At 46.7% G+C, this 17,140-nt stretch carries 13 protein-coding genes; 9 read left to right on the forward strand and 4 right to left on the reverse strand.

The annotated features are described in order from the left end of the window. Positions 1–150 precede the first annotated feature (150 nt). Together rocF and LOZ80_RS21790 are read left to right on the forward strand one after the other, a co-directional pair. The gene (gene rocF / locus LOZ80_RS21785; protein WP_238166674.1) at positions 151–1,068 is read left to right on the forward strand and encodes an arginase; all 918 of its coding nucleotides are present in this window, start codon (positions 151–153) and stop codon (positions 1,066–1,068) included. A gap of 116 nt (positions 1,069–1,184) precedes the next feature. Next, a complete protein-coding gene (locus tag LOZ80_RS21790; protein WP_238166675.1) occupies positions 1,185–1,874 on the forward strand; it encodes a DUF1361 domain-containing protein in 690 nt (229 codons plus the stop codon). A gap of 377 nt (positions 1,875–2,251) precedes the next feature. Here LOZ80_RS21790 and aspA read toward each other — a convergent pair whose 3' ends face one another. Next, the gene (gene aspA, locus LOZ80_RS21795; protein ID WP_238166676.1) at positions 2,252–3,670 is read right to left on the reverse strand and encodes an aspartate ammonia-lyase; all 1,419 of its coding nucleotides are present in this window, start codon (positions 3,668–3,670) and stop codon (positions 2,252–2,254) included. Positions 3,671–3,923: 253 nt separating this feature from the next. Between aspA and LOZ80_RS21800 the strand changes: the two genes are divergently transcribed. Both LOZ80_RS21800 and tnpC read left to right on the forward strand, forming a co-directional pair. Then, the gene (locus LOZ80_RS21800; protein ID WP_238166677.1) at positions 3,924–5,123 is read left to right on the forward strand and encodes an ornithine--oxo-acid transaminase; all 1,200 of its coding nucleotides are present in this window, start codon (positions 3,924–3,926) and stop codon (positions 5,121–5,123) included. 396 nt (positions 5,124–5,519) lie between these two features. After that, complete coding sequence (gene tnpC / locus LOZ80_RS21805) at positions 5,520–6,965, forward strand: IS66 family transposase (protein WP_238166678.1); 1,446 nt, start codon at positions 5,520–5,522, stop codon at positions 6,963–6,965. Positions 6,966–7,301: 336 nt separating this feature from the next. Here the strand turns inward: tnpC and LOZ80_RS21810 are convergent, their stop codons facing one another. From LOZ80_RS21810 to LOZ80_RS21820, 3 genes are all read right to left on the reverse strand, one after another. Next, entirely contained in the window at positions 7,302–7,910 is a 609-nt protein-coding gene (locus LOZ80_RS21810; RefSeq protein ID WP_238166679.1) for a carbohydrate-binding family 9-like protein, read from the reverse strand. A 53-nt stretch (positions 7,911–7,963) separates the two neighbouring features. Further along, entirely contained in the window at positions 7,964–8,410 is a 447-nt protein-coding gene (locus tag LOZ80_RS21815; protein ID WP_238166680.1) for a DUF2663 family protein, read from the reverse strand. 129 nt (positions 8,411–8,539) lie between these two features. Beyond that, positions 8,540–8,773 carry a cold-inducible protein YdjO-related protein gene (locus tag LOZ80_RS21820; RefSeq protein ID WP_238166681.1) on the reverse strand — a complete coding sequence of 78 codons (234 nt, stop codon included), beginning with the start codon at positions 8,771–8,773 and terminating at the stop codon, positions 8,540–8,542. A 158-nt stretch (positions 8,774–8,931) separates the two neighbouring features. On the opposite strand from LOZ80_RS21820, the gene LOZ80_RS21825 reads away from it, so the two are divergent. The 5 genes from LOZ80_RS21825 (at position 8,932) to LOZ80_RS21845 (ending at position 16,980) form a co-directional block, all read left to right on the forward strand. Next, positions 8,932–10,197: an MFS transporter gene (locus LOZ80_RS21825; protein ID WP_238166682.1), complete on the forward strand. Its 1,266-nt coding sequence runs from the start codon at positions 8,932–8,934 to the stop codon at positions 10,195–10,197. Positions 10,198–10,316: 119 nt separating this feature from the next. Beyond that, positions 10,317–12,686: a helix-turn-helix domain-containing protein gene (locus tag LOZ80_RS21830; RefSeq protein ID WP_238166683.1), complete on the forward strand. Its 2,370-nt coding sequence runs from the start codon at positions 10,317–10,319 to the stop codon at positions 12,684–12,686. A 765-nt stretch (positions 12,687–13,451) separates the two neighbouring features. Beyond that, entirely contained in the window at positions 13,452–15,095 is a 1,644-nt protein-coding gene (locus tag LOZ80_RS21835) for an extracellular solute-binding protein (protein ID WP_238166684.1), read from the forward strand. A 63-nt stretch (positions 15,096–15,158) separates the two neighbouring features. Then, positions 15,159–16,088 (forward strand): ABC transporter permease, encoded by a 930-nt coding sequence (locus LOZ80_RS21840; protein ID WP_238166685.1) that lies wholly within the window; start codon positions 15,159–15,161, stop codon positions 16,086–16,088. 73 nt (positions 16,089–16,161) lie between these two features. Continuing rightward, the gene (locus LOZ80_RS21845; protein WP_238173072.1) at positions 16,162–16,980 is read left to right on the forward strand and encodes a carbohydrate ABC transporter permease; all 819 of its coding nucleotides are present in this window, start codon (positions 16,162–16,164) and stop codon (positions 16,978–16,980) included. Positions 16,981–17,140 lie beyond the last annotated feature (160 nt).

Consider the following 17,140-nt stretch of genomic DNA (forward strand, 5'->3'; position numbering starts at 1 on the left):
TCAAAAACAAATTGAATTCCAATAACCAATGGAAGTAGCCTTTCATATAATGAAACATATACGTACACACGAATAAAATGGTAATCTAATAGCGATAAGACAGCATGATTTTTTGTTTACTGGGAATCTTAGTCAAGAGGAGTTGATCGTATGAGTACCATACCGAAAATTAGTGCGATTAGCGTGCCATTTGATCTAGGGGCAGGCCGGCGCGGAGCCAGTAAAGGACCCAAAACCATCCTGCAAGCGGGATTGTTGCGCGGTTTGCAGCAGATGGGCATCACCGCCGAGCATGCGGGTGAAATTAGGCTGCCTGATGACCAAGCTGCTCCCTTAGCCGCTGAAGTGAATCATACTAATCTCAAGTATTTGGCAGAAGTGGTTGAAGTAAACACAAGGTTGGCGAAGGAAGTATCCAAAGTCGTTCAGCAAGGGCATTTTCCACTTATTCTAGGTGGCGATCATAGTATAGCTATTGGAACGATAGCTGGATTATCCGAGCATTACACGAATCTGGGCGTCATCTGGATTGATGCTCACTCGGATCTGAATACAGCGGAAACGAGCCCTTCGGGCAATATCCACGGGATGTCATTAGCCGTTAGCCTAGGCATGGGACATCCGTTATTAACAGAGATCCAGCATAAGCTACCGAAAATAAAACCAGAAAATATCGTCCTCATCGGATCACGCTCGTTGGATGAAGGCGAGAAGAAACTCATTCGTTCTCTCGGAATCAAATGCTTCACCATGTATGATATTGATCGCAAAGGCATGGCACATGTGATGCAGGAAGCCATTGATTATATAAGTGCCAAAACAGACGGTGTTCATCTAAGTTATGATGTAGATTCTCTTGATCCATTGGAAGCTCCAGGTACAGGAACAACGGTCAAAGGCGGCCTTCATTTCCGCGAAGCTCATTTGGCGGTAGAGATGCTTGCTGAAGCAGGCATTGTAACTTCCGCTGAATTCGTCGAAGTAAATCCGCTTCTGGATGATAATAACAAAACGTCCCATTTGGCTGTAGGCTTAATTAGTTCCTTGTTAGGCAAGCAAATTCTATGAGGTTTTAGTCCCCCGCACCCGGGGGATTTTTTTGGCTTGCCGGGTATGGAAAATACAGGTAAACTATAAAGGGAATTACACTAACAAATAGAAATAAACACACTTTGGAGTCTACAATGAAAACTTTGAATAACAAGTACCTATTTATATTTTTAGGTTTATTTTCGCTCATTACAGTAAGCGTCTACGCATTTTTCAAAGATCAAACGTATTATGAATTTCTGATCTGGAATCTATTCCTTGCCTGGATTCCTTATCTGCTCGCTCTGGCAGCCTCCTATATTCACAAGCACAAATCTACGATTATGCAAGTAAGCCTCTTGATGATTTTCGCGCTGGGATGGTTGTTATTTCTCCCTAACTCACCTTATGTGTTGACGGATTTTATCCACTTAACGATTATGAAGCATACGTATGCACAGAATGGCACCCTCACTTATCGCTATTGGTATGATTTCTACACCATCTTTTTATTTGCCTGGAATGGCCTCTTGCTGGGCTGCAGTTCCATGTACATCATGCATCTTATCGCGAGAAGAATGTTCAATGCTTTCCTGTCATGGATCGGGATCGGAGTGACTTCACTCCTGTGCGGGTATGGCATTCTACTAGGCAGAGAATATCGTTTGAACAGCTGGGATGCCTTGTTGGACAATAACATTTGGGGTGTTTTGCGAATGACCTTGAGCGGAGAATCTTTCCTCTTCTGTTTCGTGGTAGGCCTTTCCGTTATGCTGGTTTACGCCACCTTTTACTTCATGATCAATGGCTTGGGAACAAATGCAAAATCGGATCAGCGCCTCTAAAAATGGGAAAATAGTCGTAAGACGAGCCAAGGAGATGATTAGAGGGAATAGAGGGAATGTCCTCTTCGTTTGGTGTGAAGGGATAGAAGTCTCCAGAGACTCTTATTCCATAAAATGAGCCAACATTTGCGCGCATAGGAGCTCCTAGGGACTCTTATGTTATCGTGTTGAGGCGGTATCGGGTGAATTGACTAGTGATAGGAATCCCCAAAGACTCCTATTACCTATAAAAAGCTGACTTTCAGGAGAATAGGAGCTCCTAGGAACTCTTATTTCATCGTGCGGAGGCGTATTGACGAGATATCGGTTCAAGAAAAAAAGGAGCTGCTCTCCAAGTTAACCTTGTGAGACAGCTCCTTTGCTATAATTCTATGCGCTTAGTCCGTAAGCTGCAATAGTCTCTCGCCGGCTATGCCTGGCGTCGTCATTTGAATCGGATTGAGGATCTCTTCGATCTCCTCTTGGGTGAGGAGCCCGCGCTCCAGGATCAGTTCTTTGAGCGTCATTCCGGTACGTACGGCTTCTTTCACTAATTGCGCGGCGACTTCGTAGCCCAGATGCGGGTTCAGGGCCGTTACAATACCGAAGCTCTGTTCCACATAGTTCGCACAGCGTTCACGATCGGCTTCCAAGCCTTCGATGGCGAAGCGTTCGAACACATCTGCTGCGTTGCGCAGTATTTTAAGAGATTGCAGCAGATTAAAGGCCAGTACAGGACCCATGACATTGAGCTCGAACTGCCCAGCTTCACAGGCCAAACAAATCGTATGATCGTTTCCAATGACCTGGAACGCCACCTGATTCACAACCTCTGGCATAACCGGATTCACTTTCCCCGGCATAATCGAAGATCCTGGCTGTCTTGGCGGCAGCTTCAACTCCCCTAGTCCGGCACGTGGCCCGGAAGCCATTAAGCGAATATCGTTGCATATTTTGGAAAGATTAACGGCACAAACCTTCAAAGAAGCAGAAAGCTCTGTATAGGCATCCATATTTTGCGTGCCATCCACCAAATGCTCAGATAACACAATCGGGATGCCCACTTCGTCTTTCAAATGAAACATAACCCGTTCGACATATTCCGGTTTGGCGTTTAGCCCCGTACCCACGGCCGTTGCTCCCATATTGACAGTTAGCAGCCCTTGGGAGGCCTGACGGATCCGGTTAATATCACGCTGCAGCACACGGGCATAGGCGCCGAATTCTTGACCTAATCGAATCGGAACCGCATCTTGCAAGTGGGTTCGTCCCATTTTTATCACATCATCGAACTCAACTTCCTTCCGGGCAAAAGCACTCTGCAAAGAAGTTAAGGCTTCTGTTAATTGTTCAGATAATCGGTAAGCGGCAATTTTGATCGCAGTGGGAATGACATCATTCGTTGATTGGGACATATTCACATGGTTGTTCGGATTGCATTGAAAATAGTTCCCTTTCGCCTCGCCCATAAGCTCCAACGCCCGATTGGAGAGCACTTCATTCATGTTCATATTGATCGAAGTACCGGCACCCCCTTGGATAGAGTCTACAATAAACTCTTCCACCAACTGGCCCTGCCGCACTTCTTCAGCGGCTTTCACCAACTGCTCTCCAATTTTCTTAGGAAGCATATGGGTGTCCATATTCGCAAGCGCAGCTGCCCTCTTCACTTCAGCAAGAGCCGTAATCAACTCAGCATGAATTTTGACGCCCGTAATCGGAAAATTTTCTACAGCTCTCATCGTTTGAATCCCATAGTACGCTTGAGCTGGAACTTGTTTCTCACCTAAAAAGTCTTTCTCAACACGATAGGTCATCGAACACACCGTTCCTTTTAATTAAAGTATGATGCACATGTGGACATTTCAAATCTAACATGTTCTGTTATATTTATCAATCACCGGTTAATTAAAATTAGGCGAATACCCAGTGAGCGCGCAGCGAAAACTATGACCATGGTTATTTTTAGCTTAATTGCCGTGGATATACGTTTGGTCCATGATTTTATATCTGATTTCCGGAATACACTATAGCAAAGGCCAAGTCAATTGACTTTAGGAGGAATCCTTTATGGATACGCGTAGCTCTAGGATCATTGAACAAACAGAAAAATACGGTGCGCACAATTACCACCCGCTGCCGATTGTCATTGCCAAAGCTCAGGGCGTGTGGGTTGAAGATCCGGAAAACAATCGGTACATGGATATGCTAAGTGCATACTCCGCCTTGAATCAAGGACATCGACATCCCCATATTCTCCAAGCGCTGCATGAACAAGCCGAGAAGGTCACGTTGACCTCGCGCGCCTTCCACAGTGAAACACTTGGCACCTTCTATGAAAAATTGGCTTTATATACGGATAAACCGATGATTTTACCGATGAACACCGGTGCAGAAGCGGTCGAAACCGCCATTAAAGCGGTGCGTCGTTGGGGATACGATGTGAAGGGCATCGCGGACGACCAAGCCGAAATTATCGTCTGTGACGGTAATTTCCACGGCCGCACCGTCACGATCACATCGTTCTCCTCCTCGCCGGAGTACCAGCGCGGATTCGGGCCTTTCACGCCTGGCTTCCGCATCATCCCCTATGGGGATGCCGAGGCGCTCCGTGAGGCCATCGGGCCGAACACGGCGGGTTTTCTCGTTGAGCCGATCCAGGGCGAGGCTGGCATTGTTATCCCGCAGGCAGGGTACCTGCGGGCTTGTTATGAGCTATGTCAGGCGAATAATGTCTTGTTCGTAGCGGACGAAATCCAAACTGGATTCGGCCGCACGGGCCGCCGCTTTGCCTGTGACTGGGAGGGGGTCACCCCCCACCTGTATGTCATGGGCAAAGCGCTCGGCGGCGGTGTATTCCCGATCTCCGCCGTAGCGGGGGATCGGGAGGTTCTTGAACTGTTCGAGCCTGGCTCCCACGGCTCGACGTTCGGGGGCAATCCGCTCGGCTGCGCAGTCGCGGTCGCGGCCCTTGAGGTTATAGAAGACGAACGGCTCGCAGAGCGTTCGGATGAACTGGGCACGTATTTCCTCCAGCGGCTGAAGGAAATTCAGTCCCCCGTCATCGCGGAAGTGCGGGGCCGCGGCCTGTTCATTGGGATTGACCTTACGGTTCCCGCGCGTCCCTATTGCGAGAAGTTATTAGCTAAAGGACTGCTATGCAAGGAAACGCATGCGCATATTATTCGTTTGGCTCCTCCGCTGACGATCACTAGGGATGAACTGGATTGGGCTTGGCAGCAAGTTTCCGATGTTCTTCTTTCCTCCTAGACAGGGACTGGATGAGGTTCTGTGTTATGTTTCACTGGAGTAAATCCAGTCAAATGAGTCCCTATGGATTTAAACTATTCCTTAAACCAGCCAACCAAGACTCCCACTTGCCATACTAAGCTACTCTATGACATAAGAGTCTCTGGAAGCTCCTATTTGCGGAAAAGTGGGGGCTTCGCGCGAAATAAGAGTCCCTAGGGACTCGTATCCATGGAAATATGCCTCTAATTACAGCTACTCCAAGATATAAGAGTCTCTGGGAGCTCCTATTCGCGGAAAAGTGGGGGTTTGGCGTGAAATAAGAGTCCCTGGGGGTTACTACTTAGGTCCCCTTATTCAAACCCCTAAAAATTGGTTAAGAATACTTAACGAATTTAATGGAGAAGAGGGATCAGGATGAAAATGAGCCTCGAAGAAATCAAACAAATTAGCCACAGTAGTCCAGATCAAATCGAGAAGGTCATTACGAAACTGCTAGAACGGATCACTGAACTGGAAAACAGAGTAGCCGAGTTGGAGCGCCAGCTAGGGCTTAACAGCAAGAATAGTAGCAAGCCGCCTTCAAGTGACGGGTTTCGTAAGCCCGCAAACTCCCGCATCGCTGGTGGCAAAAAGGGAGCACCCCTAGGTCATGAAGGACACACACTTAGTATGGTGGATGATCCGGATGCCATCCTCGACTTTTGCCTAACTACCTGCCCTGCGTGTCATGCTCCAATGGACCAGGAGAACTGTATAGGCTACGACCGGCGTCAGCAGATCGATCTGCCTGAACCACGCATCCAGACAACCGAGTTTCGCGCTCATACGAGCTGCTGCCCGCAGTGTAGCGGGGTTCATCAGGCTGCTTTTCCGTCGCATGTCAGCGCCTCTGTCCAATATGGAGCTGGTGTTACGGGCTGGATCGTGTATGTGAGTGCGTACCATATGATTCCACTGAAAAGGGTGAGCGAGATGTTTGCGGACCTGACCGGGCATTCGCTGAGCGAGGCTACGGTCATCGCCCATTTGAAGAAATCGCACAAGCAGCTAGGTCCCTATGAGGAACAAATTCGCCAAAACCTGCTGAATGCCGATGTTTTGCACGCTGATGAAACCGGCATTCACGTCGATGGCAAACAGCGATGGCTGCACACCCTCTCTAATGTGGACTGGACGTTCCAGGCGGTTCACGAAAACCGGGGCACCCTCGCTTTTGATGCCATCGGTCTGCTGCCGGCTTACTCGGGCATTCTAGTGCATGACTGCAACGGGCCGTATTTTAAAGAAAAATACACGTTCCAGCATGCCTTATGCAATGCGCACTTACTGCGGGAATGCCAAGGAATCGCCGATTATGATCATCACCAGTGGGCCGTGCAGATGAAACGCTTGCTACAAGTAGCCTGGCGTCTCACGCTAGCCGCCCGTAAAGTCTTGTGCTGCTTAGCTCCGAGTACGGTTAAATGGCTAGAGAATTGGTACGATGACATCCTGCAGCAGGGCGAGCTGGAATGGAATCAAGGGCGTACCAAAGCCAAAACCGGACCGCAAGGCAGGCAAAGCAAAAGTAAATCGGCCAATCTGGGTGAACGTTTCCGTCGTCACAAGGAACCGATTCTCCGGTTTATTCAAGATGTCCGTGTTCCTTTTGACAACAATGTCGCCGAACGAGACTTGCGGATGGCCAAGGTCAAAGCCAAAGTCTCCGGCTTATTCCGTACCTGGGACGGGGCTCATCAGTTCGCCCGCGCGCGCGGCTTCATTTCAACCCTTCGTAAACAAAATTTACCTGTACTCTCGACGCTTATTGTTACTTTTCGTGGGGAGTTTCGTTTTCCGCGTTTGGAAGAAGGTAAGTAGTAACCCCTGGGGACTCTTATTTCAGGCAGATTCCTTCAAATTACAGCTACTCTAAGACAAAAGAACCCTGCAAGCTTCTATTCGCGGAAAAGTGGGAGGGGCGCGGAGTCACTGGGGACGGGGGCACCCGGAGTCACTGGGGGCACGGGGGTACTGGAGCCACTGGAGCCACTGGAGGCACTGGAGCCACTGGAGGCACTGGAGCCACCGGGGTCACTGGGTGCACCCGGAGTCCTGGGGCACGGGGGCAGGTCACACAGCTCACGCGGGTCACAGAGTTTAACGCAAATAAGAGTCCCCCAGGGACTCTTATCCATAGCCTAATTACAGGCCGCTCTAAGCTCGCACGAAAACCAGCGTCCCAAAACTCTGCGGAACATGGAAATTGACTGCTTGGGTTGGCGACCAGGCCCAATAGTGGCGATTTCCTTCTTTATCGTCGTCAATGCGGTACAGATTCCAGCGCCATTCCGCGCCTGGGCGAGGAGCGGCATGATCCAAATCTGCAAAAGGAATCATCAGATCATATACCCGCCAACCATCCGCTCGCTGCGTTACATCTGTTCGCCAGTCTGGCGCATCCCACGAAATATCGATCTCTTTTCCACCTTCCAGATCGTTGTGAATGATCGCATCAAAGAGGACGTTCCGAGGACTTACCTCGAACTCATAATAAACCTTGCCAGTACCTACGGTATCGATAAATACTTCAACCACATCTTCCAAATAAATCGGATCGTCCCGCTGCTCCATGGTCGCCACAATGTGATCATCCTCACATTCGAAACGAATATGGATGGCCTCCTCGCTCCAGCAAGCACGAAAAAATGTTTCCAATCGCGGTGCCGCACCAGTTACAACTTCACATAACAGATTGGCAGGCATCTGAGCCCAGTCGATTGGCCCGTCATTAAGCACCTCTACATAATTGCATTCATATCTCATGTTCGCCCTCCTACGCTCCTTGTCTGATATCTTATTTCAGATGCTTTCCAGCTTTAACTTTTGTGAACGATATTGATATCGTATTCCTGATGTAAAAAGCTTGAAATTTGATCTCTTGATTCCGACTTTACATCTTTTAACCAGGAGGTGTCTAGTCTTTCTATCGCTTCTATACGCAAATCCTCATATTTGCTTTTCGCTTTTTCAATCTGATTCATCCGGTTCCTTGTAAAAAGAAATAGCGATATGCTGATCAGGAGCGAGCCAGAGAAAAGCGGATTGGATATGACCAAATCAAGGATGGCCAGCGCATTGCCGCCAGAGATCACTAACACTTTTCTATAAAACGTATAAATAAAAAAGAAAACGAAGGCAGCTGTCACGATGGCAAACACAGGCTGAATCGCTTTGAGTTTATCCCATTTCTGCTTCCGAGCCTTGAGTTCTTCCAACAGCTTGTTCGCATCGTCGCTAAGATTAAGTTCCGGCCATTTTTGCATAGACACTTCCCCCTTTCTACCAACATATGCTTGTCTACCCGGATTCTTTCCAAATAAAAAAAAGACCAAAGCATCTCTCTTCAAGCTAGGCTGAAGATGCTTTGGTCATTCACAGTTATATCAATCAACTTAAAACCGCTTTTTTCCTACTAGAAACTTTTTGTTCCCTTTTTTAGCCGCCACAGGCACATGCTTATAGCTGCGCACCATCGGATTTTTACATAACGGACAAGTTGGTAAAGCTTCCGTAACGAATTCTTTGCGAATCCATGCTTTACAATCTGTCTCCTTACATTTCCAAATCTCAATTTGTTCGACTTCTGGCTTCTGTTCTTCCGTCACGGTACTCGTTGATGTAGACATTTCAGTTATGTTCTCCCTGTTTCATAGATTAGACTACTTATTATTATACAGATCGATTCGAATATCAAGTCTTTCCCGTGTTCAAATTTATTTACCAGTGGTAGAATGGATAATGCGGTTACAAATTAGACACAGAATCCAAAGGCAGGAACAACAAGATGACTCATTTACTGCAAGAATGGAAAAATCAATTTCACGGATACAGTCGTAATATTATGCTTTTCTTTTGGTTTAATTTTGTTTGGAACTTAGGCTTAGGCATGTTTGGTCTTGTTTATAATCTGTATGTCAGAAGCTTGGGGTATGAGCAAACAACGGTCGGAAGTATCGTGGGGATGACTGCGCTTGCCTCTGCAATTATATTAATTCCAGCTGGGATCATGAACGATCGGTTAGGGCCGAAACGTGTTATTACCTTTGGACTTATGTTCACGATTGCCGCTTTGACAGCACGTTCCTTGATTGAAGGTCAGCAGGGCATGCTCGTCAGCGCCTTCTTAGGCGGTATGGCACTCGCGGTCGTTTCGGCGACAATTCTGCCATTCATGGCCAATAACTCAACGCCCCAGCAGCGCGTACACTTATTTAGCTTCAATATGGCTTTGGTTATGCTTGCCAATGTCATCGGTATTGCGCTTGGCGGTGTGCTTTGCGACTTTTTCCAATTCCTGATCGGGTTGGATGAAATTCATAGTCTTCGATTTACTTTATTAATCGGTGTCGGCATAGCCGCACTGGGCGTCATTCCGATGGCTCTGTTTGAAAAAAACGAACAAGAAATTCAACCGCGCCGGGAAAAACTCGCAATCAAGCTGCTGTGGCGTAATCATAAGACTTCGATTCAGGTCATCGGCATATTCTGCTTGCTGGGACTCCTGTCATCAACAGCCGGAGGGATGGTTGTCCCCTACCTTAATGTCTATTTCGAGGATCGATTCGAAGCTTCCAAGTCCGCGATCGGAATTGTTGTCGCTTTGGGCCAGGGTGCTACGGCAATCGCCTTTCTTATCGGGCCTATGATTGTGAAGCGTTATGGGGAAGTCAAGTCGGTTGTTTACTTACAGCTAAGCTCGATTCCATTCCTGCTGTTGACGGCTTTCTCCGCTAACTTTTATTTATCTTCGGGTGGCTATTTGTTCAGACAAGCCCTGATGAATGCCGCCAATCCTTTTTACAATTCGATCAAAATGAGTTATGTTCACCGCTCGCTTCGCGGGTTGGCCTCCAGTTCAGGCGAAGCGGTTTTTAATCTGGGATGGTTTCTCGCATCTCCTGTTAGTACAGGCCTCGTGTTGCATTACGGTTCTTACTACGGTTACGCTTATGCCTTCTGTATCACTGCCGTCGTCTACTCCCTTATTTCGTACTTATTTTATTTCTTTTTCGGAAAAGATCGCTTTAAACCCGTAGAAGAATCCGGTTAAAATTGGTTCTTTCTATCGTTGACTTGAACGATAGAAAGGAAATACAATAAATTGAGAGCGCATTCATTCGGATATCTCATGCTCCTACTTGCTTGATGAATGTGAGGAGGTTACTTTCCATGCGGACTAAAATCACCTTCAACAGACAAAGCATCGTCTTAACTTGGATGATTTCTTATATTGTCATTCTCCTTTTGCCCGTTGCCATTGGCTTGCTTCTGTATGTTGAATCCAATCGTACGTTGAAGGAAGAAATTCAGCAAGCGAATGATTCCTTGTTGAAGCAAGTTCGCGAAATTATGGACAGCCAATTCAAAACGATGGAGCAATTAAACTTTGAACTTACCTGGAATGTGAATATGCAAGAGCTGCTCTATTCCAATAAGTATGATGCTTTTCCCAAAGAGTACCGATACGATGTTTACCAAATCGCCCGCAGCTTCACACTCTATCAAACCTCCTATCCACTTATCGACTCCTTCTATGTTTATTTAAATAAAGATCAATCTGTTATTCTCCCAGGCACAGTGCGAACAATCGACTTTGCCTACGAAACTCTGCACAAAAGTGATGCATTTCCTTTCACTTCGTGGCAAGAGACTCTGAATCGCGATAATTTCAAAGGATTCATCCCGATGTATCGTATCAGCAGTGACAACAAACTGCTCAAGACAGTCGCATATATCAGCAGCTATCCGATGGAGCATGGCAAGCCGCAAGCTACTAATGTGATCATGGTGGATCAGTCCCGCATTCTGGGAGCGATTCAGAATATGGAGATCTTCAATAAAGGCCATGTGCTTATTTTGAATGAGGAGAATCAAATACTTGCTTCCAACTCAACCAATACGCTCCCTGCAGACTTTCCATACACGCAACTAGCCAACTCAACACAGTTCTATTACAAAAGCTCAGAAGGGCAGAATTATGAAGTATTCACGATACATTCTCCACGTTCCAAATTAACTTATGTCTCTATCATGCCTAGTACGATCTATTGGCAAAAAGCAGCTCATATTCGCAATCTAACGTATATGAGCATGGCTATCAGCTTGCTTGGCGGAGGTATTCTGACTTATGTCTTTCTGCGCAGGAACTACCATCCGGTCCGCCGCCTTGTGCATGCTTTCACGCTCAAACAGAACCAAGCATCGCAGCAGCGGTTCAATGAGTTTCATTTCATTCAGGAAGCTGTAGACAGAACCTTAATTGAAGTCGCTGATTTCAAAAATAAAATGGACCAGCAGCGTCACATAGTGCGGTCCCATTTTATCGAGAAGCTCTTGAAAGGCAAGCTTAACAGTCAAATCCCGATTGATGAAGCGTTAACTACCTTCGATATGTTGCTGGATCGTCCGGATTATGCCGTCATGCTGTTCGTTGTCGATCAAAGTGAAACGTTCACAGATCGCGTCAGCCATATGTCTGAAGACGAGAAATGGAAGCTGCTGCAGTTTATTATCAAAAATGTCATCGAGGAGCTATTAGCTAAGCAGCACCGCGGCTATGTGGCAGAAATTGATGACACGTTAGCCTGTTTAGTCAATTTAACAGCAGGCGATGGCGCCAGTTCCCGAGAGGAACTGCTTCGCATCGCGCAAGAAACACAGACGTTTCTTTCCACCACCTATGATATTCATTTGACCATCGCTATCAGCAGTATCCATGAACACATTGGGCGTGTGCCACAAGCTTTCTTGGAAGCACTTGACTCTATGGCCTACAAGCTGGTTATGGGCGGCAGCGAAATTCTTTCGTATGACGTTTTGCAAGAGAATGTGGCTTGTGATACCAACACGGGTTATGACTACCCTGCGCAAATAGAGCAGCAATTCCTTTATACCGTTAAGCTCGGAGAATTGGAGGAAGCACAACGTATTTTGAATGAGATTATGGACAAAAATTTCGCAAATCGCGATATCTCTGTCTCCTTAACCAAATGTCTCATGCTGAATGTGGTCACAACGATGATGAAAAGCATCAGCGAAACCGGGGATATTCAGGAGAGCTTGTTCATCCGCAACCCCCAATTGCTGGATCGTCTTCTCTGCAGTAAAACGGTGCAAGACATGCATCAGCAACTGAATGAGATGTTAACCCAAGTCTGTGCTTACACAGCCGCCAAACGTCAGCATGCCATCTCGCTTACACGTCAAAAAGCGCTGCAGCAGCTGGTTGAGGAAGTGACTGCTTACATTGAGCACAATTATACAGATGCCAACTTAAATGTGACGATGATCGGCAGCCATTTTGACCGTAAAGCAACCTATTTATCCAAGCTCTTCAAAGATTATGTCGGAGAAGGGTTGCTCGATCGCATCAATCGAGTCCGAATTGACAAGTCCAAGCAGCTTCTAAAACAGCACGAGCAGTCTGTCGGCGATGCCGCGTATGGCGTAGGCTTCAACGATATCAATGCGTTTATCCGCGTCTTCAAGAAAGTGGAAGGCATCACGCCCGGGAAATATAAAGAGTTGATCGATAGGTAAAATTGCGAGAAAAAGGGGTCCGGAGCGCTCGGAATAAGGTATGTTTTGAGGTGAACGCGGAGTTACTCCAGCTGCCTCGCGGAGAGGGAACTACAGGGCGCTATTGTAGCCAAAAGTGGCGTTATCGGGGGCTACAGGGAACTACAGTACGCTATTTTGCCTTTTCGCGGGAAATTCAGCGCTTTTCATGGAAATAAGCCCCTGTAATTCCGCTATAACCCTCGCTTCCCTGCTTTTTGCCTAAATAGCGCCCTGTAGTTCCCTTACTAGGTTGGGTCGCTAACAAGAAGCGGCACCGAGATTGCAGGTACCGTCGAAAGTGGAGAACAACCGGTGGCCACGATCCGCAGCTTCACTTCGACGCTATGAAACAGAACCTTCCGCTACACTCCTCACTTCTTTCCTTGGCTACCTAAGTAGTAACGTTTAGCTTGCTTATTTACCTCCAAGCGTATAATTTTAGAGAACCTGACCCGCGGTTGGGTTCTTAATTCTGGTCTTCATTCTAGTCTTCATACTGGTTTCCTTCCGTATTTTTCATCCTGTAATGACCCTAATTGGCTATTTTGGAGATGGAATTGGATATTTTGTAGAACATAGCGGCGGAAATCACGACGCCATTGGATATTTTGCAGATAGTGAAAATGTAAGCGTTACCATATAGTTGAGGTAAGACATCAAGTCCCCAACCTCATAACTTGTTCCCGCGTTTCTGATGTTTCACAAACCGATTTACCTAACCGGATAATCTTAGGAGGTCAAAAGATGAAAAAGAACAAAATGTTCACGATGCTCGTCGCTACATCTATAATGGGAAGCTTAACGGTCGCTTGCACGTCGAATACTCCATCAGCCGTAGGCACAGCCAGCCCAAAAGCAACCTCAGGAGGCACAACCGCGCCTGGCGCCGCCGTCACTTATCCCATCAAATCGGACAAAACATTAACTTATTGGGGAGAACTCCCGGGCAACGTGGTCGGCGTTAAATCCGCTCATGCCGATATCCCATTTTTCCAAGATTGGCAAAAGAAAACGGGCGTCAATTTGAAATTCATTGCACCTCCAACGAACCAGGGCGCTCAATCCCTTAACGTAATGCTCGCTTCCGGCGATCTGCCGGATATGATCGAATTCGATTGGCAAGGCGCTTTCCCAGGTGGACCTGAGAAAGCGATTAAAGACGGATATATTCTTAAACTGAACGAGACAATTGATAAATTTGCCCCGAATTTGAAGAAATATCTCAAAGAACATCCCGAGATTGATAAACAAGCCAAAACCGATAATGGCAGTTACTATGTGTTCCCTTTTATTCGCGGGGACGATTATCTCCGTGTTTACCAAGGTCCCATTATTCGCAAAGACTGGTTGGATGATCTGGGTCTTCCAGTTCCTCAGACCATTGATGAATGGTATACAACACTCAAAGCGTTCAAGGAGAAAAAAGGCGCGACGGCTGGCTTCTCCGTTGTCAGTGTTCCGCGACCGTTCAATGAACTGGGCAATGGAGCTTTCGCCAGCGCATTTGGCGTAACCCGTGATTTCTTTATCGATAACGGCACCATTAAATTCGGTCCCGCCGAGAAAGGCTACAAAGACTTCCTGGCTACGTTCCACAAATGGTATGAAGAAGGGTTGATCGATAAAAACTTCGCGACAGCTGACAGCAAAGCGCTGGATGCCAACATGGCTTCAGGCGCAACAGGGGTTACGGTTCAAAATGCAGGCGGCGGCATTGGAAAATGGCAGCCGCTCGTTGTTGCCAAGGACCCCAAGGCTGTACTTATCGGCGCCCCTTATCCGGTCTTAAAGAAAGGCGATACGGCGATGTATGGCCAGAAAGATCCAGCCTTTTCGCCAGGCGGCTCAGTTGCCATTACAGCTAATTCCAAAAACATCGAAACCGCGACCAAACTGCTTGACTACGGCTACTCCGATGAGGGCCATATGTATTTCAACTTTGGCACAGAAGGCACCTCTTACAAAATGGAAAATGGCTATCCGAAATACACCGATCTTCTGATGAAAAATCCGGATAAACTGGCGCCTGCACAAGCCTTGTCCCTATATATCCGCGGTAATTACAACGGTCCTTTCGTACAGGATAAACGCTATATCGAACAGTATTTGGCGCTCCAAACCCAGCGCGATGCGGTAACGACTTGGTCCAAAACCGATGTCGATAAGCACAAGCTGCCACCAATCACAGCGACACCGGAAGAAAGCACAGAACTAGCCAAAATCATGACAGATCTCAATACTTTAGTGGATGAAATGACACTCAAAATCATTTTAGGCACAGAGCCCGTAGACAGCTTCGATAAATATGTAGAAAAGTTCAATTCCGTGAAGCTTAGCCGCGCACTGGAAATTAAAAAAGCCTCCTTGGACCGTTTTAACAAAAGATAGAGGCACCACAAGGGAGAGCGTAAGCTCTCCCTCTTCCCAAAGAACGGCGAAAGGAGAGATATTATGCGCAAAGGAACAGAAGCCACCTTCCAAGCACGCTTCAGGCGCGATTTTTTGCTGAATAAGTACTTATATCTCATGATGGTGCCTGTGCTCGCGTACTATTTGGTTTTTCATTATGCACCGATGTATGGCGCCTTAATCGCTTTTAAGGAATATTCGCCGATCAAAGGAATTTTGGGCAGTGAATGGGTTGGTTTCCAGCACTTTCAGGAGTTTTTTGGCAGCTACTATTTCTGGCGAATTCTCAAAAATACCGTCATTATCTCCCTTTACTCGCTTATCTTTGAATTCCCAGCTCCGATTATTTTGGCGATTATGATCAATGAACTTGCCAATAAGAAGTTTCAACGTTTTGTGCAAACGGTTACTTACATGCCGTATTTCATTTCCTTAATCGTTATCGCAGGTATGGTAAAGGATTTCACGAATAGCGGCGGGTTGATCAATACGCTGTTCACATATATTGGCTTCAACGACACAGCGATGCTGCAAAAGCCCGAGATGTTCAGATCCATCTATATTTTATCGGAGATTTGGCAGAAAATCGGGTGGGAATCCATTATTTATCTGGCCGCATTAATGAGTATTGATCAGGAGCAGTACGAAGCGGCCAAAATTGATGGCGCCAACCGTTGGAAACAAATTTGGCATGTGACGCTGCCTGGCATTCTGCCGACCATCGCCATCATGTTCATTCTGCGGATGGGGAATTTGCTCAACGTTGGCTTCGAGAAAATTATTTTGCTTTATAATCCCAGCACCTACGATACGGCGGATGTTATCTCCTCTTTCGTCTATCGCAAAGGTTTGCTGGAATTCGGGTGGAGCTACAGCTCCGCTGTCGGCCTCTTCAACTCCGTCATCAATCTGGCTTTGCTCATCACAGCAAATAAAATCAGCAAAAAGATCAGTGAAAACAGTCTCTGGTAAGAAAGGAGGTGCTAAAGTGAAAACAAGTGCATCAGACAAAACATTCGTCTTATTGATTCATATTTTGCTGCTCATGCTAGTTATCATTACGTTATATCCACTGCTTTATGTCACATTCGCTTCAATAAGCGACGGCAGCCTGCTGATTACGCACAAAGGATTCCTCTTTAAACCACTTGGCTTTAGTCTGGAAGCCTACAAAAGTGTGTTTCATAACCCAGCTATCCTCAAAGGTTACCGCAATACGCTGTTTATCCTTGTATTCGGCGTCTTTACGAATTTGACTGTAACGGCTTTAGGGGCTTATGTGCTCTCACGTAAAAATGTGATGTGGAACCGTGTCTTCATTTTCATCGTGGTACTAACCATGTTTTTCAGCGGGGGACTGATTCCACTTTATCTCGTCGTCAAAGGCGTCGGTTTGCTTGACTCCCTGTGGGCTACCATTCTGCCTTTCACCATTAATACTTTCAATTTGATTATTATGCGAACTGCCTTCATGGCTGTTCCTGAAAGTCTAGAGGAATCTGCCAAAATAGATGGAGCCAACCATTTGGTCATCTTGTTTCGGATCATCATCCCGCTTTCCATGCCTGTCATTGCCGTAATGATTCTGTACTATGCCGTTGAGAAGTGGAATGGCTGGTTCTATGCCTCTATCTTCATACGCGATCGCGAACTTTACCCGCTCCAACTGACCTTGCGCGAAATTCTGATTGCGAACAATACCGACGGAATGTCAGCAGGAGCGAATGCGGCCGATCAATTCCAGATTGGAGAAACCATTAAATATGCGACCATCATGGTAGCTTCAGTGCCGATTCTGATCTTATATCCATTCGTGCAAAAGTATTTCGTCAAAGGCGTTATGATTGGCGCCGTCAAGGGATAAATAAGGTTCACAAAGGAGTTAAGCACTTACAACCTGCTTAACTCCTTTTTTCTGTCACACGCATCTATGATTCTTGCTTTCGAGGAAGTTTTGATTGCATAGGCACAAGCAGGGTCTGGGAGAAACCTTGACCATACACTGTAGAACAGCGTACCACGCT

It is taken from the genome of Paenibacillus sp. HWE-109 (genome assembly GCF_022163125.1).
Taxonomy (GTDB): domain Bacteria; phylum Bacillota; class Bacilli; order Paenibacillales; family NBRC-103111; genus Paenibacillus_E.